We start from the raw sequence: 25,776 nt of genomic DNA, 5'->3' as shown, positions 1-25,776 counted from the left end.
AATGTTGTTGCTTGATGAGAAAATTTACGCTTCTGATTTTTCTTCTTTTCGTCGTGTATGCTGCTAATGCCACGCATCAGCGTGCCGGCGAAATTACCTACAAAGCTATTTCGGCTCTCGAATACGAATTTACCATTGTCACCTACACATACACGCCGAGTCCTGCCGACCGTCCTGAACTTAGAATTAATTGGGGCGACGGAACTATGCAAATCGTGCCAAGAACCCTGCGGCAAGATCTTCCTAACAATATCCGTCGCAACGAGTACGCCGGGGCTGTTCATATTTTTCCCGGGCAGGGAACCTATGTTATTTGGGTAGAAGACCCCAACCGCAACTATGGTGTGTTGAATATTCCCAACTCCGTCAACGTGCCATTTTATATCTACACCGAGCTGGTGATTAATCCTTTTCTGGGGCCAAACAATTCAGTGGAACTGCTCTCGCCACCCATCGACAACGGCTGTGTGAACGAATTGTTCTTGCATAACCCTGGTGCCTACGACATCGACGGCGATAGTATTTCGTACAAGCTGGTGAACTGCCGTGGCGCTTTTGGGCTACCTATTCCAGGGTATGTGTTGCCCAATCAGGTCGACAACAGTGTGCCTACTACCTTCGATATAGACCCGGTAACGGGAACCATTGTGTGGGATAAGCCGCTGCTACAGGGCGAATACAATATTGCTTTTCAAATCGAGGAGTGGCGGAGCGGCATCAGAATTGGCTATGTAACGCGCGACATGCAGATAACCATTTTGGCCTGCGACAATGAACAACCGCAGATTGGGGCTTTGCAGGATACCTGCGTGCGTGTCGGCGATACCCTGACGTTTGAAGTTACCGCCACCGATCCCAACGCAAAGCCAAACGAAGACCTGGTGTTACGTGCATTGGGCGGCCCTTTTGAGGTCAGCGAAAGTCCGGCAACTTTTCCCACCACAACCGGCCATCTCTCCGTTTCGTCAACTTTTACCTGGAACACTACCTGCGCTCATGTGCAGATGCAGCCGTATCAGGTGGTTTTTATTGCCCGCGACACATTAAATTTCCCGCAGCTCACCGATATCAAAACGATGAACATTCGTGTGATCGCTCCGCCCCCCGAAAATCTGGCAGCTTCTCCTGTTGCCAACAGCATTCATCTTAGCTGGAATCGTGCGCTGTGCGCGCGCACCAGCGGATACCATCTTTATCGCCGCGATGGTTTTTATGGTTTTGAGCCTGGCTATTGCCAAACCGGCGTTCCGGCCTACACCGGCTATCAGCACATTGCTGCACTCGAAAACATTACTGATACCACTTTCGTGGATAACAACGGCAGCGCTGGTTTGGTGCCCGGAACCGACTACTGTTACATGGTGGTGGCCTGGTTTGCCGACGGCAGTGTTAGTTATGCTTCCGAAGAGGTGTGTGCCGCGTTGGTGCGCGATGTGCCTGTGATTACCAATGTTTCGGTATTGGAAACATCCAACGATGCCGGAAAAATGTTTGTGGCCTGGAGCAAGCCGGTCGAACACGACACCCTGCTGTTCCCGCCACCTTATAAATATGTTGTCAACAGAGCCTCCTCTCAGAATCCGGAATTTATCGCTGTTGCTGAATTGCAGGGTATCGAAGACACCACTTTCGTGGATTTCGACCTCAATACTGCGCAACTTTTTTATACCTATCGGATTGACATGTACAGCCTGGCGCTGGCGGATGATTTTATGGGATCATCGCGGCCGGCTGCAAGTATGTTTCTCAGGATATCTCCCACCGACAGGGCTTTAAATCTTTCCTGGAACCGCGATGTTCCCTGGCAAAACGATTATTACACCATTTATCGATATGACGAGCTTACGCAAAAATACGATTCTATTGCCGCCAGCATCAACACCTTTTATCAGGATACAGGTTTGATAAATGGCGAAACGTACAGTTATTTTATTCGGAGCACCGGTAATTATTCACAGCCTGGATTTGTATCACCCATCGTTAACTTTTCGCAGATCACCTCCGGAAGTCCAGTTGACAATGTTCCGCCCTGCCCGCCCATATTAAGCATTCGCGTCGATTGTGAGCTCATCGAGAATAAACTTTCGTGGGTAAACCCGCCTGATTGCCCCGCCGACATCGCTGCCTATTTTATCTATTTTGCCTCTTTTGTTAATGAAATCCCTCAACTCATCGACAGTGTGATGGATCCTTTCGTGCTTAAGTACACACATGGTAACCTGCCGTCGATTAGTGGGTGCTATCAGGTGTCGGCCATCGACTCGACGGGCAATATGAGCGAGCGCTGTGCGGTGCTTTGCGTAAGCAGTGACAGCTGTTCCAGTTACAAGTTGCCCAATGTTTTTACGCCCAACGACGATCCTTATAATCAATATTTCCAGCCATTTCCTGACTTTTCCTCAGTGGACAGAGTAAACATGACCATCTTTAACCGGTGGGGGCGCATTGTGTTTGAAACGCATGACCCGAAAATAATGTGGGATGGCCGCAACCAGAACAGCAATGAACCCTGCGACGAGGGCGTTTATTTTTATGTGTGTGAAGTTTACGAAATCACGCTCGAAGGCCTTTCGCAACGTACCATTAACGGTATCGTGACGCTGTTGCGATAGAGCATCGCAGTACAATTCTTATGAGGTGAACCTTTTCAAAAAGGTGGCGTTTTTCAATCTACATATTCACCATTTCAAAACGTCTATTTTTATTAAAATCTAATTACCTGAGACGATGTGTTTGATGCTTTTCCAGTGTTTTCAAATAATGGGAAATATCTGGTGTTTTCTTCCAATAGGAACAATGGTGGAACCCACGACACCAATCTGTATTCCATAGATAGACGCCAATTAGGTTTTACCTTTTATCACAAAGATTATGCGTGTACTCATTGCCACCGATTCTTTCAAAAATTCGCTTACAGCAAAACAAGCTGCCCAAAGTATTGCCGCCGGCTGGCGAAAGATTTTTGCGGATGCGCAGATTGAGCTTTGCCCGGTGGCTGACGGTGGCGAAGGAACAGTGCAGTCGTTGATTGACGCCACCGGCGGACGAATGGTGCGCCTTCTGGTGAAGGATCCTTTGCTGCGACCGGTCGATTCTTTTTTTGGCATCCTGGGCGATGGAACCACTGCCGTGATAGAAATGGCGGCTTCATCCGGCATAGAGCTGTTGAAACCTGAGGAATTGTCGCCACTGGAAACTTCTACCTTCGGCACCGGGCAGTTAATGCTGAAGGCGCTCGAAATGGGCTGCCGCCGGATGATCATTGGCATTGGCGGAAGCGCTACCATCGATGGGGGAGTGGGTATGGCCGTGGCACTGGGAGCGGAATTTACAGACGGACAGGGAAAACCGCTCGCGCCGGGTGGCGGATCGCTCGGTAATCTTGTACATATCAACATAGGCGAGTTGAATCCCGGACTGGCAAATTGCGAGATCATCGTTGCTGCAGATGTGACCACGCCACTGCACGATGCAGTGCGTATTTACGGACCACAAAAAGGAGCATCGCCGCAGCAGGTGAAGCAGCTCGAAAAAAATCTGGCGCACTATGGCGATATTCTGCATAAAACTTTCGGCCGTAATATCGCAGCAGAAACGGGATCAGGAGCAGCAGGCGGGCTGGGTGCCGGATTGCTGGCTTTTGCCGGGGCACGCATGATGGCAGGCTTCGAGGTGGTGCGCGAGACGGTGGGATTGGACGAAAAAATCAGCAAAGCCGACCTGGTGATTACCGGAGAAGGAAAAACCGATGCCCAAACGCAGTATGGCAAAACGCCTTTTGGCGTGGCGCAGGTGGCCAAAAAATATAACAAGTCGGTAATTTCGTTTGCAGGTGCTTTGGGCGCGGACTATCAGGTGCTTTACCAGCAAGGATTCGATGTCATTTTTCCTATCACCGACAAGCCCATGCCGCTCTCACAGTCCATCAGCGATGCTGCCATGCTGCTTGAAGACGCCGCCGAACGCATTGCTCGCATGCTGTTGCTTTCGCAAAGATATTTTGGTGCGCAGGATGCAGGACGCTAGGCGCAGGGAGCATGGCGCTGGGCGTAAGGAGCTGACTCTGACGGCTTGCCTACTGCGAACTTTTCCTGCCAGGAATCATGCACTGGTCGCGCCGGCCAAACCACCGATAGCGATTGCGTGCTACGAAATTGTAAAGCTTATCCCGCCACGCTAATGGCAAATATTTCAATGGGGCCATCAGGCGCAATCCCCCACCTAAAATTTTAAAAATTTCCAGGATCGCTTCTGATCGTTCCCAAATGGTTCCGTCGTGATACAAGATTACGGTTTCGGGATCATCCGATGGGTCGAACTTCATTTCTGAAAGTTGTAAAAGTTGTTTGCCTTCTGCGGATTGTAAAGGTAAAAACCGGAATCGGGCTGACTTATCGCGACGGATAAGCCAACGCACGAAGCCGTTGCACAGATTACAATATCCGTCGAAAAGAATGAAGTATGGGCTGCTGAAATTTGTGATTTTCATTAATAAAAAAGGCTTTGCGATTTAACATTTGCAAAGCCTTAAAGTTTTATTCGTTGCTGGGGTTGGGTTTGTCGCCGCTTCCAGCACCGCCACTGCCGCTATCTTTGCGTCGACGGTTGGGGCGTTGGCCTTTGTTTCGGTTGGATTGACCGCGGGTGCTGTCTTTATTAGAGACTCTACGGTTCGGTTCGTTGCGCTCGCTGCTTCTTTTGCGTTGCTCGTAAGGGCGACGTGGGCGCTCGGAGCTTTCCTGACCTGCTGCCGGTTTATTGTCGGGGCGGCTGTCGGTTTTTGTCTGTGCCTGCTGATTGGGGCGTGCGTTGTCCCTGGATTGTGGGGGCCTGCTCTCGCTGCCGGGTGGCGCATTGCGCCGGGATTTCTTTTTGCGCCGGCGTTGGCTGGCAGGCTCTTCCATTTTATCAAAACGGCTGATGTCTTCCTCGGTAAGACCGCCGTTGCCAATGTCGACTTTCACTTCGCGGGTCAGGGCGCTGTCTTCGAGTTGTGAAGGGAAGTTGCCTTTCCGGTTTTCGGCGATGATCTCTTTCACCCGATCTACACTAAGGGCCAGCATGTTGTTTTGATCGTTTTGATAAGCGTACCACATGATGCGTTTAAAAATGTCTGACTTCTGATGGGTTGCCTGGCCTTTGGCAGTTTTGAGATAAATATTGGTGTCGGGGAAATCTTTGAGTGCATCGAGATAAACATCGTTTTCGTAATTGAGGCAGCATTTGAGTTTGCCACATTGACCGGCAAGTTTTTGTGGGTTTGGCGAGAGCTGTTGTATGCGCGCTGTGCCGGTGGTTACGGAGGTGAAGTCGGTGAGCCAGGTGGCACAGCAGAGTTCGCGGCCACACGAGCCGATTCCTCCCAGGCGGGCTGATTCCTGCCGGACTCCGATTTGGCGCATCTCTATTCTGATTTTAAACTCATCGGCCAATACTTTGATAAGTTCCCGAAAGTCGACACGCTCTTCGGCGGTATAAAAAAACACTGCTTTGGTTTCGTCGCCCTGAAACTCTACGTCGTTAATTTTCATGTCGAGCCTAAGGTTGCGGGCTATCTTGCGCGCTTTTATCTGAACGCGGTCTTCCTGGTCAACAGCATTGAGCCATTTTTCGATGTCGGTGAGGCGTGCGCGGCGGTACACTTTTTTGATGGTATCTGCTGCCGGATCCACATTTTTTTTGCGCATCTGCAACTTTACAATTTCACCCGTCATGGTAATGATACCGATATCATGTCCGGGTGAAGCCTCTACTGCAACTATGTCGCAAACTTTAATATCCATATCCGGGGTGACGCGGAAGAAATCTTTCCGGCTGTTTTTAAAACGCACCTCCACGCAATCGAACTGAGTATGATGGTCGGGTAAAGTAACGTCGCTCAGCCAATCGACGACGTCGAGCTTGCAACAGCGGTGGCTGGCAATGTGGCTGTTGTCCTGGTATATTTGGGGAGCGTGGCAGCAACCTCTCGAAAGAAAAGGGTTGTCGCTGTCCTGGTCGGTATATGTTGTTTCGTCGTTCTCCATAATTCTGATTACAAAAATAATTCTATTAATAAAAACCTTGCAAAAATAATCATTCCTGAGAAGCCGGTTGAAGCTTCTTGATCTTTAGCAATTTTGCAATGGTAAGTGAGAGGTCGAGTATGATCATGCCCGTGTGTACATTGCGTTCGATGTGAAAAATGGCCTTGTCGAATTCTTCGACGAATTGGCTGATGTTTCCCTGGTGCACAAAGCGGGAGAAACGGGTATAGAAATCCTGCTCTTCACGAGTGCTACGCACCAGATTGCCCATATCAAATCCTGTGAGCAGACACTGGCGCAGGATGATCAATCCGGACTGGAGGAAGCTCTTGAGTTTTTCGCGTGTTTCTTTACCCATCTCTTCGCTCAATTTTAAAATAGCAGGCACGTCGACGCTATAGCAAAGGCGCATCCAATCGCGAAAGCGCAGAAAGTTTTCAGAGAGTTCGTCACCCGTTTCGAGCAGCGTCAAGGCCTGTGTGAAACTGCCATCGGCCAGGCGTGATGCTTCGGCAGCGGCCGCTTCGCTCATGCCCAGGCGCTGGCGGCAGGCATCGTAAAGTGGCTGATTTTCGATGGCAGGAATTTTAACCAAATGTACTCGCGACATGATGGTGGGCAATATCTTCTCGGTTTGTTCGGCGATGAGCAAAAACAAAGTCTTGTCCGGTGGTTCCTCCAGCATTTTCAGCAGGCGTGGTGCAGCAACATGATTTAGTTTTTCAATCATCCATATAATCATCACCTTGTACTCCGATTCGTAGCTGGTGTAGCTGAGCGTGTGGATGATATTGCTACTGTCGTTGGTGTTGATGGTAGCTTGTTTGTTATCGATGCCGATTTCGTGGTACCAGTCGTTAAGGGTGATATAGTAGTTTTTTCTTTCCAATAACTGACGCCACTCTTTGATTACCTGGCTGCTGGTAGGTTTAACAGAATCCTTCATCTTAGTTGAGGAAGCCACCGGATAAATGAAATGCAGGTCGGGATGGATGAGCTTGTTGTATTTGATGCACGACACACATTTGCCACACGAATCGCGGTGTACAAACTTATCTTTGTCGCGGCAACTGATAAACTGAGCGTAGGCCACTGCCAGCGCCAGCTTACCATAACCGTTATTGCCATAAAACAATTGTGCATGCGCCACACGGTTAGTCGCCACGGTGCCGATAAGTTTTTCTTTGATTTGTTCCTGTCCGATGATCTCTCTGAAAAGCATCCTTTTATAAATTTATCCTAAAGCGACAAAGGTAAAATTTCTCTGGCCATTTTTAGATAAGTTCTCAGTCGGCAGACTCAGAGACACATTGCATGCGATAGAAAATGCAAATGAATAATGATTTAAGCCTGCCCTGCGGTGGTTGTGGCGGTTGAGCTTGTCGAAACCAGCGTAGTCGAAGGGAATATCGAATTTCGAATCTTGAATTAATGCCCCAATGGGCCGACATCTGATTTTAAAATGAGAAGATGAAATTCCAACCCGGCTGCTGTTTTTAAATTTCTACTTTTTCGTCTCAAAATTCATTGTGGATATGGAAGAGAATAATAAGTAGCCAAAAAAATAAAGAAATGCTTCACCGAATGTAAGAAATATTATTTTTGCGGCATGGGATGCTAGCTCAGTTGGTTCAGAGCGCTGCCTTCACACGGCAGAGGCCACTGGTTCGAATCCAGTGCATCCCACTAAATTTCTCCCGATTTCCTTCCCCGACAAAGCTTCGAAAAAAATCCTGCAGCATCAGGTCGAACCTTCTTTTGCCTGACAAATCATTTTCAACTGGCTTTTTAAACATTTTTAATTAGCTGGCAATTGGCCTTAACAGTTTGATAACATTTCGGTACTTAATTTCGCAATTCTTATTCCAAGTCAGTTTTTTTAATCATTAAAACCTAAGTATTATGAAAATTTGTACCTTTTTATTTTCTCTCCTTTTTATTTGTTTTTTGACGGCCAAAGCGCAAATCGTAACTAAGCAAAGCTCGAAAGAGGAGCTTCTGCAGTACCATCTTGCACAACTAAAAAACGACAATCATGCGCCATACCGACTCATCGTGAAATTCAGCGACAAGGTTCTGATGACTGACGGCGGCAAAACCACAACTTCTGACCAAGTCAACAATGTTTTGTCTGATATTAAAATGAAAGCTATGAAACCGCTTTTTGAAAAAACCATTGAAAAAAACGCAGCTTTAAAAGCTCAAATTGGATTACAGCGCTATTACATTATCAATTTGGATCGCAAAACAGACTTAAGTGCTGCGTTAATCAAACTTAATGCTTTGGACGAAATTGAGGTAGCGGAACCGGATTATCTGGCAACTATTACCGGCGTGCCGAACGATCCTTATTATACACAACAATGGGCTTTGAATAACACCGGCCAGGCTGTTCAATTTGAAACCAATTTTCCGGTGGGAAAAGTGGGCGTTGACCTGAATATGCAGGCCGTGTGGGACCTTCAAACCGGCAGCGAAGATGTGGTGGTTTGTATCCTTGATACCGGTGTGGACACCGACCATCCTGAATTTATAGGCAGGATTGTTCCGGGGTACGATTTCCAGTTTGATGATAATGATCCAAATCCTCTCCCGGGAGAAGATGGCGGGGCGCACGGAACCGCTTGTGCCGGTATCGTTGGCGCCTCAGGTAATAATGGGATGGGTGTGGCAGGAATTGCGTGGAACACCAAAATTATGCCTGTAAAAGTATTGTACAATGGCACGGGTGCATGGAGCATCATTGCCAATGGAATAACCTGGGCAGCCGACAACGGTGCCGATATTATCAGCGCAAGCATTGGCGGGACTTCTTATTCGAGCGCACTCGAGGATGCAGTGGATTATGCTTTTAGTCTGGGCTGCACCCTCTTTGCAGCTTCCGGTAATAGCAACAACGACCTCAGCGTCGAGCCTTCATACCCCGCTTCATTTACCAATACAATTTGTGTTGGCGCATTGAGCCCTTGCGGCGAACGGAAAAGCTTCACCAGTTGTGATGGCGAATACTGGTGGGGAAGTAACTATGGCAGCGCAATGGATTTCCTGGCGCCGGGTACCCGGAATTACACAACCGATATTACAGGTGCTGATGGTTACGATGGTGGAGATTATTACCCTTTCTTTAATGGTACTTCTTCGGCTTGCCCGCATGCAGCAGGCGTTGCCGCGCTGATGCTGGCCGAAAATCCTTCGCTCACCAATGTAGAGATACGCTCGAAGATGCAGATGTCGTGTGTTGATATGGGTGCTCCCGGTAAAGATGACGATACAGGTTATGGCCGCTTAGATGCCTTTGAGGCTTTACTAAATGCAACCAACAACCAAACGATCGTTCGCATTACTCCATTACTACAGACTGTTGCTCCGGGAACAAATTTTTCGATTGATTTTATGATTCAGAATGTGACCAACCTGGCATCTTATCAATTTAACTTTAGCTACGAACCCGATTACATGGATCTTTTGGATGTGGAATTTAGTAACTTTCTTACCTCCACTGGTCGGACTTCGGTTACTTCGGTAGTCACTCCTGATCAGAACAATGGGTTTATTTTGGTTTCTAATGGAACCACCGGCCTCACGCCTGCAGGCCCTGATGGAACTGCACGATTGTTCACGGTTAACTTTCAGGCAAGCGAAACCCCACCGGATTTCTCAACCCTGCAATTTAACATCATGGAATCTGTGCTGAAGCAGCCCAATGGCACACTCATCGCTCCATTCATTATCAACGGTGCTGTTACCGTTGAGCCTGATTATTGCAAAACAGGACTTTATACTTCAGGGTGTAGCGCTGGAGATTATCTAAATTATGTGGGCATAGCAAATTTAGAAAATTCCAATTCGGGATGCAGTACAGATGGATATGGTGATTTTTCCTATAAAGTTGCTGATGTAATTCAGGGGCAGACCTATTCACTTAGTCTAAAAATCGGCCATGGTGGGAATTATGTTTCGGCTTGGGTAGATTACAACGACAATATGGATTTTGAACCTGAAGAGAAAGTGCTAAATGATTACTACTATTCCACGGCAAACGTGATGAGAACAGTAAACATTACAATTGCGGAAGATGCACCTGTGGGATCATACCGATTACGTTTGAGAACGGTACGCAGTATTCAGGGCGCGGATGCTTGCAGTGAAGAGGAGTATGGCGAGGTGGAGGATTACACACTGAATATTCTTCCGAAAGATCAATTTGGCAGAATCGAAGGGTTTGTCTCGGCTGTGACTTATGAATCCATTCCCGGAGCGCTTATTCAACTACAACCATCCGGTGCCTCAGTGTTGTCTAATTCGATGGGTTATTATTGTATAAATGTCGAAGCAGGAACGACGAGTATCACCTGTTCAGCCAGCGGCTACGCTACTTTCTATGATGAAATTTATGTTTCGGCAGGTGAAGTTTACAACCTTGATATCTACTTATGGTTGCCGGACGGCCCCTGTACTGAGGACCTTTATGGAACCGGATGTTGGGGTGGTGATGGTATCGAAGACTTTTTCTTCGAGGATATTTATCATCCAGAGTCAGGCTGCAGTCCGGATGGCTATGGCGATTTCACCTATATGTCCACCACCCTCACCTGTGGCGAGTATTATTATGTGGAGATATCTTCCGATTTTGGTTATAATTTCTTGAATATCTGGATTGATTTTAATGACAATAATATTTTCGAACCTGAAGAATTGATTCTTGAAAACGAACTGATCGATAATGGCGGAGAACTCTATTACTTTGATGTGAATTTGCCCTGGGATTGCCAGCCCGGTGAACACATCATGCGGGTCAGAACTGTTTTTGGCGAACCTTTTGACGACCCCTGTGCCTGGTATGAATGGGGCGAAGTGCAAGATTACACCGTTTATATAGAAGGCGATGAGGCATATGGAACGCTCCAGGGGATAGTGTACAATTGGGATAACAATTTGCCGCTGGCAAATATTCAGGTAGAAATAGATGACCTTGGACTTTCTACTATTTCCGGTCCTGATGGCTATTATGAATTTGAATACGTTCCTGCCGGCGAGTACTTCGTTTCGATCAATCAGGAGGGATATTTCCAGACAGCAATTTTGGCGGAAATTGCTCCCTGGGAAACAAGCTACGAAGATATTTTTGCCATCCCCATCCATGATAATCAATTCCAGATTCCACAGGGGTGGAGTGGCATTTCGAGCGTTTATTACATGTATCCGGATGCATCGGATATATTTGCCCAGCACAGCGATGATGTGGTCATTCTCTCATCGATGGATGGATTTTATTATCCCGGACAAAATGTAAATACTTTGGGCAGGTGGGAAAATAGTCCAGGCTACAAAATTAAGACACTGAACGCGATCAGCTTTAGTTATCCCGGTTGGATGCGCCAACCCCCCACGTTATCTATTCCGGCAGGGTGGAGCATTTTGCCGTGCTGGAGCGATTGTGCAGTGAACATTGAAGATATCTTTGCCACGGCAGGCACACAACCCGTCATCGTTAAAGAAATTGCCGGCACCGGCGTGTATTGGCCCAATAAATCGGTTTATTCACTTTCTGATCTCAATCCGGGCAAAGCATATTTGGTTTTGATGAACAATGCAACGACGGTTCAATATCCCGAATGTGCATTCAATTCATCCGGAGTTTCACAACCATCAGCTATTGTAAATACCACAAGCTGGGAAACGCCCGTGCCAACTGGAAATTCCCATCTGATTCATGTGCCGCAAAACCTGATTCAGGATGCCGGTCTGGTTGCTGGTGATTATTTGGGTGCTTTTGACGCCAGCGGCGCCTGCTTCGGAATTGCCCAAATCACAGGATTGCAAAATCATGCGCTTGCAGCATTTGCTGATGACGCTCTCACGGCTGTAAAAGATGGCTTTGCCGATGGAGAAGAAATTCATCTTAAAGCATTTCGCGCAAAAACGGGTCAAACCGAATTGCTCGACGTGTTGTTTGATGGGCAGATGCCCAATCAGCAATACTTTGCTGCCGATGGATTATCATCTGTGAGGTTAAAATCAACCGGAATTTCATCCAACTTCTCCGGATCGCAAAGCAATTTCGCGCTCTATCCCAACCCAACCTCCGGAATCATCAATCTGCAAAGCACAATCGAAACAGAAAGCTTACAGGTAAAAGTTTTTGATAGCCAGGGAAGGCAGCTCTATGAAAGCAGCAATCTTACGAGCACCGCATCACAACCTGTGCGCTTCGATTTCACAGGATTCCCATCCGGCTTTTACACCATGAAAATTGTAAGCCCACGGGCTGTATTCGACGAAAAGTTTATCATCAAATAAATAAAAAACAAGTCAAAAAACAAAGCTCCCCTTCAAAAACGAATTTTGAAGGGGAGATTTTTTTGACTTTTGATGAAAAGGCTTACGCTTTGAATTCCGGTTTTCAATTTTTAATTGCGGGATTCGATCAAAACTTCGTTTTAACAAAAGCTTGATTGGTTATTTAAGCAAAGTCCAGTTGCGTTTTCTGCTGCTTTTTTCCGAGATCCAGTAAAAATTCAGGAGCAAGATCCAACTTATTTTCCCAGGCAATAGTGTTCAGAGTAATACTGAATTTTTTAAAATAACCAATATCTCTTAGTGGCTCGAATATTTTGCGATGGTCATTAAAAACCACCTCCTTTAGGTTAACCGACACCGTTTCACCGTTGTTAAATTCGAGGTGGATTTGGTATTGTTTCTTGTAGTCAGCCTTTACGACGTTTAGTAACATAATATCTTTATTCTAAAGGTGAAATTTTATTGTACTCGCCGGTTTCAATTATCGAATTCCAGTTGTCCATTAATTCATCCTTGTGAATTTCGTACCATTCCAAGACAAGATTTAATGCACGTTTTGGGAATTTTCCTTCTACGATACCTGATTTTATTTGTACAAAAGTACGAAAATTTAAAAAGGGAAAAGATTAGTAAAAGTTGAAAAAGCCTCCCCGCATTTCGCAGAGAGGCTTTTGGATTGTGCCAGTTTTCGCTCTTGGCTTAGTCACCCCGTGAATAGCTTCTGAGTGCATTTCTGCTCTCAGAAGCTCAGTCCTAATCCTTGGTGAAATTCACGGGGTGACTTGCAGTATGTTATTGCACCACCAGCTTTTCAACGGTTTGCCATCCTCGTTGTGTAATTTTTAAGTAATAGATTCCTTTCGGATAGGTAGAGATGTCGATGGTGAAATCGTCAGAAGAGTTGTTGCCTTTGGCAATACCTGCCCCGTGGGTGTTTGAAATCTCCCAGGACATTTCTGATGAGGCTTTGGTTCCGGAAAGGGTTTTAACGTGAAACACTCCCGTTGACGGATTCGGATAAACCGAAATGTTTATTCTCGTATTATCCACCTCATCCACACCGGTAATCTTCAGCTCTTTGATTGCCGATATGCCATGGCTAACAAAATTTCTACCCTGTGGCATTTGCGCATCAAACACAACTTCCAATGTAACCTCTTTTCCTGTTTCAGGATTAAAGATGCGGAAGTTCATGACTTCGCCTTCGGTCATTCCGTCGATTGCCGGAGTGGTGGGGTCGTCGCCAAAAGCGTTTATAACCAGCGGTTCACCCGGCATTTCAACCATGACTGCGCCGCAACAAATATTGTCAGGCGTAAACAGGCCTATAATATCGCCGGCCAGAAGTCCTGAAGTGACACCGGGAGCTATAGCAACCAGATGCGAAACGGGCGAAGCTTCCGGTTGGTTCCAAGGAGTTTGTAACAGCGTAGTCTCAGGATATTTGCCATCCCAGCCTGCATCGGTATTTGTGGGGAAGGTTATAAAACCAGGGGAAGCTACGCGCGTGTAATAGGCCTTGCCCGGCATCAGGTTGCCGATAGTGTTGATGCCATAGGCTGGCCAGTAAACACCGGTTCCCGCGACCTCTTTCACAATCTGAAAGCTAACTGTTGTGGTCAGGGTGGCTACGTTTACCGGATTGTTGGCGATAACGGGTATCAGGTTCCAGCCTGCAACAAGATCGTAGGTTTTGTCGGTTTCGGGCATTCCAAATATGGATAGCGTGGCAGCATTATTCATTTTTACCGCATAAGCCGACTGGCTTGCCCAGGTGCCGATGGTATTGATTGGCCCTGCCGGATAATAAATGCCGCTCAAAGTTTGAGCAATGATTAGTTTGGGTGACAGGGGAGCAAACACATTTACGATGTTGTTATCGGCGGGCATAATGTAGCTCGACAGCCCTTGCCATCCGGCACTCAGACTAATGACCTGACTTGGATAAGCGCTTTGAGAAACGGTAACCGTTACTGCGGGCGATCCGCCAGACGCCTTCACGAGGATACTTCCAACGCGCGAACTTCCTGTGACATTTGCACTGTAGTTAACTGTTAAGGTGCCGTTTCCGGTTCCCGACATGGGAGTTACAGTAAACCAGGCAACGCTTTCGGTAATACCCCAACTGGTATTTGAAGCAACGCCAAAGGTGGTTTGTCCCGCTGCTGCAGTCACATCATGGTTTGCCGGAGTAACAGTAAGTGTTGCTCCTGCACCGGTCTGGCTCACCGTTACCGCTACTGGTGTGAGTCCGGCGACGGTAACGGTAATTTGTCCTGTACGCGGAGTTATCGAAGTGTTTTGCTCATAATTTACCGTGAGGGTTCCATTTGAGGAGCCACTCATGGGAGATACCGTTAGCCAGATAACATTCTTGTTCACCGTCCACGAAGTATTGGAGGCAACGCTGAAAGTAGTTTGTCCCGCTGCTGCAGTCACATCACGGTTTGCCGGAGTAACAGTAAGTGTTGCTCCTGCACCGGCCTGGCTCACCGTTACCACTACTGGTGTGAGTCCGGCGACGGTAACGGTAATTTGTCCTGTACGCGGAGTTATCGAAGTATTTTGATCATAATTTACCGTGAGGGTTCCATTTGCGGAGCCACTCATGGGAGATACGGTTAGCCAGGAAACGTTCTCGCTCACCGTCCACGAAGTATTGGAGGCAACGGTAAAGTTGGTTGATCCAGCGCCGGAAGTTACAGCCTGGTTTGCCGGAGTAACTGTAAGTGTTGCTCCTGCACCGGCCTGGCTCACCGTTACCACTACTGGTGTGAGTCCGGCGACGGTAACGGTAATTTGTCCTGTACGCGGAGTTATCGAAGTATTTTGCTCATAATTTACCGTAAGGGTTCCATTTGAGGAGCCACTCATGGGAGATACGGTTAGCCAGATAACATTCTTACTCACCGTCCACGAAGTATTGGAGGCAACGCTGAAAGTAGTTTGTCCCGCTGCTGCAGTCACATCACGGTTTGCCGGAGTAACCGTAAGTGTTGCTCCTGCACCGGCCTGGCTCACCGTTACCACTACTGGTGTGAGTCCGGCGACGGTAACGGTAATTTGTCCTGTACGCGGAGTTATCGAAGTGTTTTGCTCATAATTTACCGTAAGGGTTCCATTTGAGGAGCCACTCATGGGAGATACGGTTAGCCAGATAACATTCTTACTCACCGTCCATGAAGTATTGGAAGCAACGCCAAAGGTGGTTTGTCCCGATGCTGCAGTCACGTCACGGTTGGTTGGAGTTACAGTAAGTGTTGCTCCTGCACCAGCCTGGCTTACGGTTACAACAACATTTGGAAGTCCTGTTGAGGAAACGGTAATTTGCCCGGTGCGTGGTGTTGTCGCTGTGTTTTGCTCATAATTTACCGTGAGTGTTCCGTTGGCTGTGCCGCTCATCGGCGCCACGGTAAACCAGGAAACGCTTTCGCTTACCGTCCACAAGGTATTAGAGCTTACGCTAAAAGTAGTAGTTCCTGCTGGTGCAGTTACGTTTTGTGAGGCGGGCGTTACAGCCAATGTTGCTCCTGCCTGATTCACCGTTACGATAACATTGGGTACGGAAGGAGCGGAAATAGTGATGGTTCCCGAACGTCCGGAGGCTGATGTGTTTTGGTTATAAGTAACCGTGATGGTTCCGTTATTGGTTCCTGAGGATGGGCTGATTGAAAACCATGCACTACTTTCGGTAGCCGTCCAGGCAAGGTTGGAGGTGACGTTGATGATAGCTGTTCCTGCCGGAGGAGTTACATTTAGCGTAAGCGGCGAAGCTGAAAGCCCCGGCGTAAACCAATCGATTCTGTTGTATGGGTCGCTCTCGTAGGCAGCACCGGCAAAGCCACCGCTGTAATCATTAAAGGTTATGCGGCCTGCATTAACAGATTTCTTCACATTGTAGGTTCCGCCCCAATTGTTGGCCGGGAACACAGCTCCGGTGCATTCGAGCGTTTGTGAGCTGTTCATGGTGAGTAATGTATTTGCTGACGCGCCCTGGCGGAAAGTACAGTTGTTGAACGCCTGTGCAGGGTCAACCACTGCGCCGCTGGCGATATTAATACCATTTGCACCCATGTATTCAAAAATGGTGTTGGAGGCGGCAATATTGGCACCCGACTGAACGTCGAATAGATAACGGTTTGTTGCGACAGCGTGTGTAACCAGGTTTTCAAGACCAGCAGCGCCCGTTGACCGGAAGGTTCCTCCATTTTTCACCGTCAGCGAGGTATTGAGTTTTAATTGAGTTGAAGCCGACATTTCGAGCGTGGCGCCATTTTCGATGCTGGCGCTACCAATACACGTCATGTCGTAGTCGGCGGTTCCTATATTTAGTTTTCCGGCATTGACCGTCAGATTGCCATTAACAAAAACATCACCACCGAGATTAACCTGATTGGCTCGCGAAAGCGTTATTGTTTGTCCATTGCGATCCTGAGTAATGAGCGGCTCAGGGCCTCCATCGGAGCCTCCTGATTTGTTGATGGTGAGATTATGAAAATAACTCCCCGCAATATTTATAATTCCTGCATCAATGCCACCATACAACTCAATAGTTCCACCTAATGGAGTGAAAGCAGCATTTTCAGCTATAAAGTTTCCTGCCGTTCTGATGGTGCCATTAGTAATGTTCTCGGTAAATGTGTAGGAGTAAGAATTGTTAACAATAATTCCCACATCTTTAAAATCGAGCACACCAGTTGGATGCGCCATTGTAATGGATGCGTCACCGCCGTATGGCCACCAGCTATCTCCGTAACCACCGTAAACATTTAATGTTGCGTCGTAGCCAACAATGATCTCTCCATTGAGGTCAACATACTGCAAGGCATCCTGGTGCAAGTCCATTGTTCCACCAAAAATGGCGAACGATCCGAATAGCCCGTCATCAGCCAGATCGGCAGCGCTAAAGTTGCCGGGAGATATCCAAAGTCCTCCGCTTGTCCAGTCGTAAATCTCGCAATTGATGGTGCTGGAACCCACGCTATATAAAAGTTCAGAAGGCTTATTGATTTCAAGAATATTAAAATTCTCGGTAGAACAAAACTGTGGGTCGGTTCCGTTAAATATTACACGGCCGGCGGTTTCATCAAATGCTGATACGCCCACATTATTAAGCCAATCGCCGCCGATGCTTATTGTTTGGTTATTTGAATTTAAAGTGCCGGCATCGATCGTCAGATCGCCCAGGATAGTAATCTGGGAGCCAAGGTCAGATACAAAAACAGTATTCCCCCTGGTTTGCTCTATTGGGTTTCCTTCCCGGTCGAACAAAGGCGTGGGCGGTGCGTCATCAGCAACGCCTTTGTTGATAAGCAGATTGTAAAAATAATTTCCACCGGAACAGTAAATCGTGCCATCAGAGGTGTTGCCGATTATTTCGACAGTGCCTCCTGTAGGTTCAAATACTCCTGCGCCGGTAGCATAAAAAGCTCCACCGCTTCTAAGAATACCTCCGCTAATAGAAGTATTAGCCGTGTTACTAAAGTAGATGCTGTTGTGGGTAATTTCAAAAAGGCCATCGCTCATTTGCAGGTTGCCATGTATGAATTCCCAGCCTTTGTATACATGGGGACTGTCGGCGATAAATGTGCCGCCATCGATAATCAACGAGCCGGTTGCAGCCATGGTAAAGCGGCCATGTACGTTTACATTTCCATCAGCAATATCGAGCAAGCCATTGAGCGTAAAATCGGTGTCGATTTCGAGGGTTCCGGCCCGGGATTCCTTATTTGTTTGCTGCTCCGGTAGCAGAGTGCTGGATGATTCTGCCAGGTTTTTTGAAACATCGTAAACTACAATCGAACTGGTGGCATTATCTGTTAGGATGCCATGCACATTTAAGGTGTTATTTTGCAGCTCAAAAATGTTACCAGCGTTTATTGTAACATTGCCATCTACTACCACAGGCTCTGTGGCCAAATTATCGATATAGGTAGTTTGCCCGGGATTTTTGTTGATTACAATATTTCCATAAACCGCTGTGGGTTCAAAGCATGATGGGCCACCGCCGGTAGTTCCTGTAAAGGTAATGGTATTGTAAGGGGATGCTGTAAAACTGCTACCCTCATGCGGAAGAATCCAACCCTGGGTATAAATATTACCCGCAGAAAGTAATGCGGAACCTCCCTCTTTTACAATCAAATGACTATATTTATAGATCATATTTATTACATCTGCCGGATTGTCCATAATTAGGGTTCCGCCATCATCAACAACAAGATAATTATTTACAGTAGCTTCAAAACTATTCAAGCTTAATGAACCACCATTGATGTTTACATCGTCGTTTACAATAATATCGGAAACGAGATTCACATTATTAGCCTTGCTGTTATCTGTGGGCAGGCTTCCATCGCGGTTTTGCTGTTGTGATGGGGGCATCCCATCACTCGCTACTTTGTCCACTTTTAAATATCGAATGGGTTTGCCCTCGGCAAGGAACAAGGTAGCATCGCTTGGGCCATACATTTCCACAGTTAAGCTTGAGAGGCTGACATCTGTCCTTTCGTTTTTAAAATTGTTGGCCATGCGAATAGTGCCGCCGCTAATGTTGGTGGTTAAGGTACGTGCATTATTCCTTATGGAGATCCCGCAGGTTTTGAAATCGATTACCCCGCTGGTCATTTCAATCAGAGCATCGTTGGTATAAGGCCAGTCACTCACTGTACCCGAAACATTGATGGTTCCGCCAAAATTATGGATTTCCCCATTCAGGTCAACCCAGCTATCGTTGGTGAGGTTTATCACCCCGCCGGGGTTTACGTAGAAGCTGCCGTAAAGCCCGTTATCAAAAAGATCTAAAGCAGTAAATGTTCCGGCCACCACATCAATACCTCCAGTTGTCCAGTCGTATTGATTACATGTTACAACACTGCTTGCATTATCCACTCGCAAGGCATTACCCATGTTGGCTTCGATGATATTAAAGGTTTCGCTGGTTTTTACATAATTGTGACCGGTGCCATTAAATATCACGCGACTGGTACCTTCGTTAAATGCAGATGTTCCCACATTGTTAGTCCAGTTTCCACCAACTTTCATAGTCCTATCCTGCAAACTGAAAACTCCGGAGGATATCACCACATCCTTTTTAACATTCAGGACATTGGTGTTTGAGGTATTGACAATTACGGTACCACTCTGGTTGAAGGTAAGGTTATTGAAATAATTATCCACGTTCATCCGCAGGGATTGTGAAGCTCCATTCAGAACAAGTTTACCAAAGCTGCAGATAAAGGATCCGTTTGAATTTATACTTCCCTTCAATTTAACATCCTTAGTATTGTAAATGCCAAAGATTGCCCCCGGATGCACATAGATATCTCCATTTATCTTCAGGGCTTGTGTTGAATTATAACTGATACCAAGTTTTGCACCACCTGATTTGTAGCTTCCGACATTGTTAAATGAGCTGGTTAATGAATTGCTGGTAATATATTTATCTGTTGTTCCCCAGAATAAAATGGTACCATTGGCCAGATTAGCATTGGCTCCACTTTCAAAAAGCCACTCTCCATGTACATGAAATGGCGCAGCGGCTGTAAAGCCTGCTGTTGAATTGGCTTTCCAGGTTACATTGCCATAAACAGTAAGCACACCTGTAGCGTTATTCATTTCCAGATTTCCACTTATAGTCAGATTGCCATTAACCGTCAGGGTCAATCCAGCAATAATAAGTCCTGCACCGCTTTGGATGGTAAGATCCCTACAGGCTTCATCATAACTACTGGCAACACTGGGAGGGTGATAACCCGCCGACGTCATAATCACATCTTCGGTGGCCGTGGGGATATGGCCAAGGCTCCAGTTGCCTGCATTGTGCCAGTAATAGTTAAAAGCGCCAGTCCAAACGTTCGTAGCGGTCACCCCCCGAGTTGGATAATCCTCTGTTTCGGCTTCTGGCGCCCAGTTTTTTTGTGTTGCCATTTGAATGGCTTCAGCCTTGTCGGCTTCCATGCTGATAAGGGTTTCCTGTGCAAGCTGCACCAGCTTTTCATCCTGCTGCAGTTTGAGGTTCACAAGGTCTCTGTTCTGGGCTGCCACAGCACCCCACAGAAGAGCTACTGATAAAAAAAGTACAATTTTTTTCATAATATTAAGTATTAGGTTAAAGAATTTTGAAATCATCGTATCCAAAAACAGGTTTTTCGTTTGTAACGAGTGAGGTTACAATGGCGCTTTCAGGCCCTTTGTTGCACCATTCTACAAAAGCATCAAGCCGGCTCTCTTCCCCTTCGGCCTCCACCACCAACTGCTCCTGCCTTATCATCACGCACCCAAAAATTCCCAGCATGCTGGCGCCGCGTAGTGCATAAAACCGGAAGCCGGTATCTTCGACATTTCCCGAAATAATTATTTGAATGTGTTTCATAATCGGGTGCGTTTTAATTTGCAATGGTGAAAGTAGAACAGGGTTCAGCATTAGCCAAATTATGGCAATAGACAAACAATAGACAAAGCCAAAGAGGCTGGAAATGAGGAGGCTCAAATGCGATAAAACTTCAGATTTGAAGCGAAGTGGGTTTTTGCTAGTGGAAAGGCTTCGTAAATTTGATACTTTTGCCTTAGTGTAAATAGAAGGTTATAAGAAATGTGGATGTAAAAAGCCTTGCATCCGAAAGTCACCATTGTACTGAAAATGTGCGATTCGGGCATTAAATTTTAAAATGCCTTAATTATGAGCAACGAAATTGAAAAATTACTATTCAGCGACCTTGCGCAAATTATAGAGCACGGGAAACAGCAGGCAGTTTCGCAGGTGAACAGTGCCCTTACCATAACGTATTGGCATGTTGGCAAAAAAACCAACGAGCATGTTCTGAAGAATGAACGGGCAGAGTATGGAAAAAAAATTGTCGTTTCAGTGGCACGACAATTAGCTGAGGCTTTTAGTAAAAGCTTTGAAATTCGCAACTTGCGGAGAATGATGCAATTTGCTGAAGAATTTCCCAATATTGAGATTGTGACATCACTGATGACACAATTGAGTTGGACGCATTTCATGCAGCTATTCTCTTTAAAGACTCAAGAACAAAAAATGTTTTATGTTTACAAAATAGCTGAAGAGAAATGGAGTGTCAGACAAACCCAGCGGTACTAACCCTTTAGATTTGTGATTCAACTTTTGATTTTTTATAGCAAATGAACAGACGCGATTTCATTATCAAAAACAGCCTGGCCATCGGAGGACTTAGCATGGCTTCTTTCCATTCGATGGCTTCTGTGATAGTCCCGGGAGAAAAATTTATTTCCAACCGGCCGCCATTATCAGCAAGAACTTTTACCAGCCCGGCGGTTGAAGGTTTGTTGGCTGAGGTAAAAGCAGCCATCAGCGACCAGGAGCTTGCCTGGATGTTTGAGAATTGCTACCCCAATACTTTGGACACCACTATCGACTTTGAAATCATCGATGGCAAGCCGGATACTTTCATCATCACCGGCGACATCGACGCAATGTGGCTTCGCGATTCCACAGCCCAGGTGTGGCCATATATGCCGTTGATCGGAAAAGACGAGAAACTCAGGTTGCTCATCAAAGGCCTGGTAAACCGTCAGGTAAAATGTGTTTTGAAAGACCCGTACGCCAATGCTTTTTATAAAGATTTGGATAAAGAATCGGATTGGAAAAGCGACAAGCCCTCGCCAATACCCGGTGTACACGAGCGAAAGTGGGAAATCGATTCGTTGTGCTACGTGGTTCGGTTGTCGCACGAATATTACAAATTGAGTGGCGACGCTTCCATTTTTGATAAGGTTTGGGATGAGGCCATGCGACTGATCGTAAAAACTTTTAAAACCGAGCAACGCAAAGATGGAACCTCCCCCTACTTTTTTGTAAGGGAAACCACGCAAATGATTGATGCGCCTATTTTTAACGGCACGGGCAGACCCATCAGGCCGGTGGGAATGATCGCTTCCATGTTTCGACCTTCCGATGACGCAACGCTCTTTCCCTTTTTGATTCCTTCAAATATTTTCGCAGTAATCTCTTTGCGCCAGTTGACCGAAATTTATAAAAATGTACTGAATGATAAACTCTTTGCCGACGAATGCGCCGCGTTGGCCAATGAGGTGGATGCAGCCGTAAGAAAGTACGCAATTGCCACGCATCAGGATTTTAGCGAAATATATGCCTACGAAGTGGACGGATTTGGCAACCGGCTTTTTATGGATGATGCCAACGTTCCCTCGCTCATGTCGCTGGCCTATCTGGGCGCACACAAACCGGATGATATTTTATACAAAAACACCCGAAGGTTTTTGCTGAACGATTCCAATCCCTGGTATTTAAAAGGACGTACAGCCGAAGGGCAGGCAAGTCCGCATACGGGGAAAGAGAAAATCTGGCCGATGGGAATTATCCTCCGCGCCATGACCAGCACCGACGATGATGAAATTATAAAATGCCTTGCTATGCTTCGGCAAACCCACGCCGGCACAGGATTTATGCACGAAGCTTTCCATAAAGATAATCCTGCCGACTATAACCGCTCGTGGTTTGCCTGGGCCAACACGCTTTTCGGTGAGTTGATCATCAAAATCTATAACGAGCGCAGGGAAATACTATCGATAAAGGATTTCAATGGTTTGGACAAAAGAATTTAGAACAATAGCGAGCAACAGGAATTATTGATAAAAAACCAGCAAATTAAAAACCAACATGGCACAAGAAATCGAACGCAAATTTTTGGTGAAAGGCGACTTTCATCCTTTCGTAAGCACGAAAACCCGGATCATTCAGGGCTTTTTATCCTCTGTACCCGAGCGCACGGTGCGGGTGCGCATCATGGGCAACAATGGCTATTTAACCATCAAAGGCATTGGCAGCGCATCGGGCGCAAGCCGCTACGAATGGGAAAAGGAAATCACGATTGAAGAGGCCAAAGAACTCCTCGAACTTTGCGAGCCAGGAATAATAGACAAAACACGCAATATCGTTCCCGAGGCCGGCGGATTAAAATTTGAAGTGGACGAATTTCACGGAGACAACAAAGGCCTGATCATAGCTGAAATCGAACTTCCGTCCGAGGATCATCCTTTCGAAAAGCCAGATTGGCTGGGCAAAGAGGTGACCGGCAAGACACGCTATTACAATGCGCGACTATCAAAAAACCCATATAAGAATTGGTAGAAGTTGATTGGAAGTTCTTTTGATCAAACCATCGAAGCAGGAATAGCGCCATCCAAATTTGAGTAGTAATCGACAAATATCGGCAATTATGTCGATCGCCATTCGACATAATTGTACAAATATGTCGATTTTGATTCAGAAAAAACTAAGCTTTTGATGTTTTAAATAGTGTGAATAAAGCTGTCCAGCGTTTCTTCGGAGGGTAAAGTCAGCTTTTTGCGCAAGCGGTAGCGGTGGGTGTTCACCGATTCGGGGGTGATGTTCATCAGCCGGGCAATCTCTTTGGTGGCCATGTTTAGCTTGATGTAGGCGCACAACTGCAGGTCGGGCTGCGTGAGTGTTGCGTTGTTTTCACGCAAAGTGGAAAAAAAGGATTTATGAATGCTTTCGAAATGCCCCTTGAATTGTTCCCACTGGTTTTCGATGTCGGTCTGGCGCTCAATCTCACGCAGCATCTCTTTTTTAATTTCCGGATGTCCCTGGCCATTTTCGCAATCCATTTTATCGGCAAGTTTGGCCAGATTGTCGAACACCTCATTTTTGTTGGCAATAAGAATGGCTGCTGAGGTCAGCTCGTGGTTTTTCTGCTCGAGGCTTGCTGCCTGCAAGCGCTTGATTTCTTTCTCAGCAAATAGAACCTCCTGCAGGTGCTGGTTCCGCTTTTCAGCCTGGTCAATTTTCAACTTGTTGAGTTCCGTTTCTTTTTCATATAAAACCTTGCTTTGCAGCAGCGACTTTCTCTTTAGCCGAAAGGCATAAAACAGCGCCAGCGAAACAAATATCAAAGCAATAATAAATGTCCCCATCAGCCATTGCGTCCTGGTTTTTATCTCTATGTCTTTGGTTAGCAACTGCACATCTTTGGTTAGCAAGCGGTTTTCGTTTTCCTTTTTCTCAGTTTCGTATCGTATTTCAAACTCATTGATCTGTCGGGCGCTGGCCTCCGAAAATATGGAATCTTCGGTCATTTTATAAATCTCGAAATAGGTGAGCGATTTTTTATCATTCCCTTGTTTTTTATAAAGGTCATAAAGTCCTTTAGCTGCTTCCACAACGGTTGGTTTCAGATTGAGCTGCTGCGAGAGCGTAAGGCTTTGCTGGTAAAAATCTTCTGCTTTTACCTGATCGTTGAGTGCCATATAGGCTTGACCAATCACAGCCAGTACATGCGCAGTTTTAAAGTCGTAATGCAGCGTTTCAAAAGTTTTTTGCGCCTCCTTCAAGTGTCGGATGGCTTTACTATAATCTTTCGCTGCCAGGTAACTCATGCCGAGTCCCTGCAACCGGGTTGCAATTTTAATGGAGGCATTCATCTCCCGGTCTATCTCCAGCGCTTTATTAAAATAATTGACGGCTTCCGCGATACTGTCCCACGCCAGATAAACCTGCGCAATATTGCTATAGCGAATTGAGAGTTTGTGGCGATTGTTTAGGCGAAAGTCGATTTCCAGCGCTTTCTCGTAAAACTCGATGGCCAGGCCATATTCAGCCCAGGCCTGATACACCGCGCCAATGTTGTTATAATCTCCGGCCAGATCAGTCTCATTGCCTTGCAGTTTATCCAATTCCAGCGTCTGGTTAAAAGCTTCAATGGCTTCTCCGTATTTGCCAAGCATTTTAAACGAAATAGCAATATTCGACAGGTTTGTGGCAATTTCTAAGGTATCACCAATAGATCTGGCTATGGCCAAAGCATCTTCATAATAATTTATAGCTTTATCAAACAAACCCATTTCCTGGTAGCAAAAACCAATATCGGCAAACCGATAAATCATTTTTTCAGGCCTCGGATTTTCCAGTAATTCCTCCGCTTCAAGCGCCTGCAGATAAGTAAATGTGGCCGGTTTGATGCTGTCGAGATAAAACAAGGCATCAGCTTTTACTTTCAGGGCATCGCTTACTGAAATTTTGTTCCCGCTCTCAAGGGCAAGCCTTACTGCCTCATTCGCATACACGAGTGAAACCTGGGGGTTTTTATTAAAATTCTCGATGGCCAGACGGCAAAGCAGTTCAATTCGTCCGGAGCCTTGCGGAGCGTCAGGCAGACTTAACAAACTGTCGGAATTGATTGTTTGCGCCCCGACCCAGAGCGGTAGCGACATTAAAAGCAGAAGAATACGACGGTTTGATTTTTTAAAATTATCCATCATCTTCATAACCAAAACGCAAGCTGAAGCCAGAGTTCTCACTGTTCAAAAGTTTTATAAAAACCTGCGTGAAAATAGGATAATTTGAAAGATTACAAGCTGTTGGATTAAAAAAAGCAGCATTCATGAAATTGAAAGTCACACCGTGAATATAACCGGGTAATTGTTCGCA

General features: G+C 46.3%; 14 protein-coding genes and 1 tRNA gene. 7 read left to right on the top strand and 8 right to left on the bottom strand.

Annotated elements, in window-relative coordinates:
* Positions 1–14 precede the first annotated feature (14 nt).
* Positions 15–2,612, top strand: coding sequence for a gliding motility-associated C-terminal domain-containing protein (locus VFC92_11295; protein HZK08773.1), 2,598 nt, complete (start codon positions 15–17; stop codon positions 2,610–2,612).
* Positions 2,613–2,871: 259 nt separating this feature from the next.
* Positions 2,872–4,026 (top strand): glycerate kinase, encoded by a 1,155-nt coding sequence (locus tag VFC92_11290; GenBank protein ID HZK08772.1) that lies wholly within the window; start codon positions 2,872–2,874, stop codon positions 4,024–4,026.
* A gap of 49 nt (positions 4,027–4,075) precedes the next feature.
* Here the strand turns inward: VFC92_11290 and VFC92_11285 are convergent, their stop codons facing one another.
* From VFC92_11285 to VFC92_11275, 3 genes are read right to left on the bottom strand one after another with little or no spacing between them, the layout of a single operon-like run.
* Positions 4,076–4,489 carry a DCC1-like thiol-disulfide oxidoreductase family protein gene (locus tag VFC92_11285; protein ID HZK08771.1) on the bottom strand — a complete coding sequence of 138 codons (414 nt, stop codon included), beginning with the start codon at positions 4,487–4,489 and terminating at the stop codon, positions 4,076–4,078.
* A gap of 46 nt (positions 4,490–4,535) precedes the next feature.
* A complete protein-coding gene (ricT, locus tag VFC92_11280) occupies positions 4,536–6,026 on the bottom strand; it encodes a regulatory iron-sulfur-containing complex subunit RicT (protein HZK08770.1) in 1,491 nt (496 codons plus the stop codon).
* Positions 6,027–6,075: 49 nt separating this feature from the next.
* On the bottom strand, positions 6,076–7,248 hold the full coding sequence (locus VFC92_11275; GenBank protein ID HZK08769.1) for a DNA polymerase III subunit delta: 1,173 nt from the start codon (positions 7,246–7,248) through the stop codon (positions 6,076–6,078).
* A gap of 389 nt (positions 7,249–7,637) precedes the next feature.
* Here VFC92_11275 and VFC92_11270 point away from each other — a divergent pair.
* Positions 7,638–7,712 (top strand) — tRNA-Val (locus VFC92_11270).
* 216 nt (positions 7,713–7,928) lie between these two features.
* A complete protein-coding gene (locus VFC92_11265; protein ID HZK08768.1) occupies positions 7,929–12,326 on the top strand; it encodes a S8 family serine peptidase in 4,398 nt (1,465 codons plus the stop codon).
* A 163-nt stretch (positions 12,327–12,489) separates the two neighbouring features.
* On the opposite strand, the gene VFC92_11260 is transcribed toward VFC92_11265, so the two are convergent.
* The 4 genes from VFC92_11260 to VFC92_11245 all read right to left on the bottom strand — a co-directional run bounded on the left by VFC92_11260 (position 12,490) and on the right by VFC92_11245 (position 20,697).
* A complete protein-coding gene (locus VFC92_11260) occupies positions 12,490–12,759 on the bottom strand; it encodes a DUF2442 domain-containing protein (protein HZK08767.1) in 270 nt (89 codons plus the stop codon).
* A 7-nt stretch (positions 12,760–12,766) separates the two neighbouring features.
* Entirely contained in the window at positions 12,767–12,916 is a 150-nt protein-coding gene (locus VFC92_11255) for a DUF4160 domain-containing protein (protein HZK08766.1), read from the bottom strand.
* Positions 12,917–13,118: 202 nt separating this feature from the next.
* Complete coding sequence (locus VFC92_11250; GenBank protein ID HZK08765.1) at positions 13,119–20,417, bottom strand: BACON domain-containing carbohydrate-binding protein; 7,299 nt, start codon at positions 20,415–20,417, stop codon at positions 13,119–13,121.
* Positions 20,418–20,433: 16 nt separating this feature from the next.
* Positions 20,434–20,697: an acylphosphatase gene (locus tag VFC92_11245; GenBank protein HZK08764.1), complete on the bottom strand. Its 264-nt coding sequence runs from the start codon at positions 20,695–20,697 to the stop codon at positions 20,434–20,436.
* Between the two features lie 306 nt (positions 20,698–21,003).
* Here VFC92_11245 and VFC92_11240 point away from each other — a divergent pair, with 306 nt between their 5' ends.
* Genes VFC92_11240 through VFC92_11230 form a run of 3 tightly spaced genes read left to right on the top strand, consistent with a single transcriptional unit; the run spans position 21,004 to position 23,457 of the window.
* Positions 21,004–21,426 carry a DUF1016 N-terminal domain-containing protein gene (locus VFC92_11240; GenBank protein HZK08763.1) on the top strand — a complete coding sequence of 141 codons (423 nt, stop codon included), beginning with the start codon at positions 21,004–21,006 and terminating at the stop codon, positions 21,424–21,426.
* A gap of 41 nt (positions 21,427–21,467) precedes the next feature.
* Entirely contained in the window at positions 21,468–22,931 is a 1,464-nt protein-coding gene (locus VFC92_11235) for a glycoside hydrolase family 125 protein (protein HZK08762.1), read from the top strand.
* 55 nt (positions 22,932–22,986) lie between these two features.
* Positions 22,987–23,457, top strand: coding sequence for a CYTH domain-containing protein (locus VFC92_11230; GenBank protein HZK08761.1), 471 nt, complete (start codon positions 22,987–22,989; stop codon positions 23,455–23,457).
* 161 nt (positions 23,458–23,618) lie between these two features.
* Here VFC92_11230 and VFC92_11225 read toward each other — a convergent pair whose 3' ends face one another.
* The gene (locus VFC92_11225; protein ID HZK08760.1) at positions 23,619–25,646 is read right to left on the bottom strand and encodes a tetratricopeptide repeat protein; all 2,028 of its coding nucleotides are present in this window, start codon (positions 25,644–25,646) and stop codon (positions 23,619–23,621) included.
* Positions 25,647–25,776 lie beyond the last annotated feature (130 nt).

Source organism: Bacteroidales bacterium, assembly GCA_035647615.1.
Lineage (GTDB): Bacteria > Bacteroidota > Bacteroidia > Bacteroidales > 4484-276 > SABY01.
Note: the sequence above shows the minus strand (reverse complement) of the source record. Positions and strands in the feature narration are given on the sequence as shown.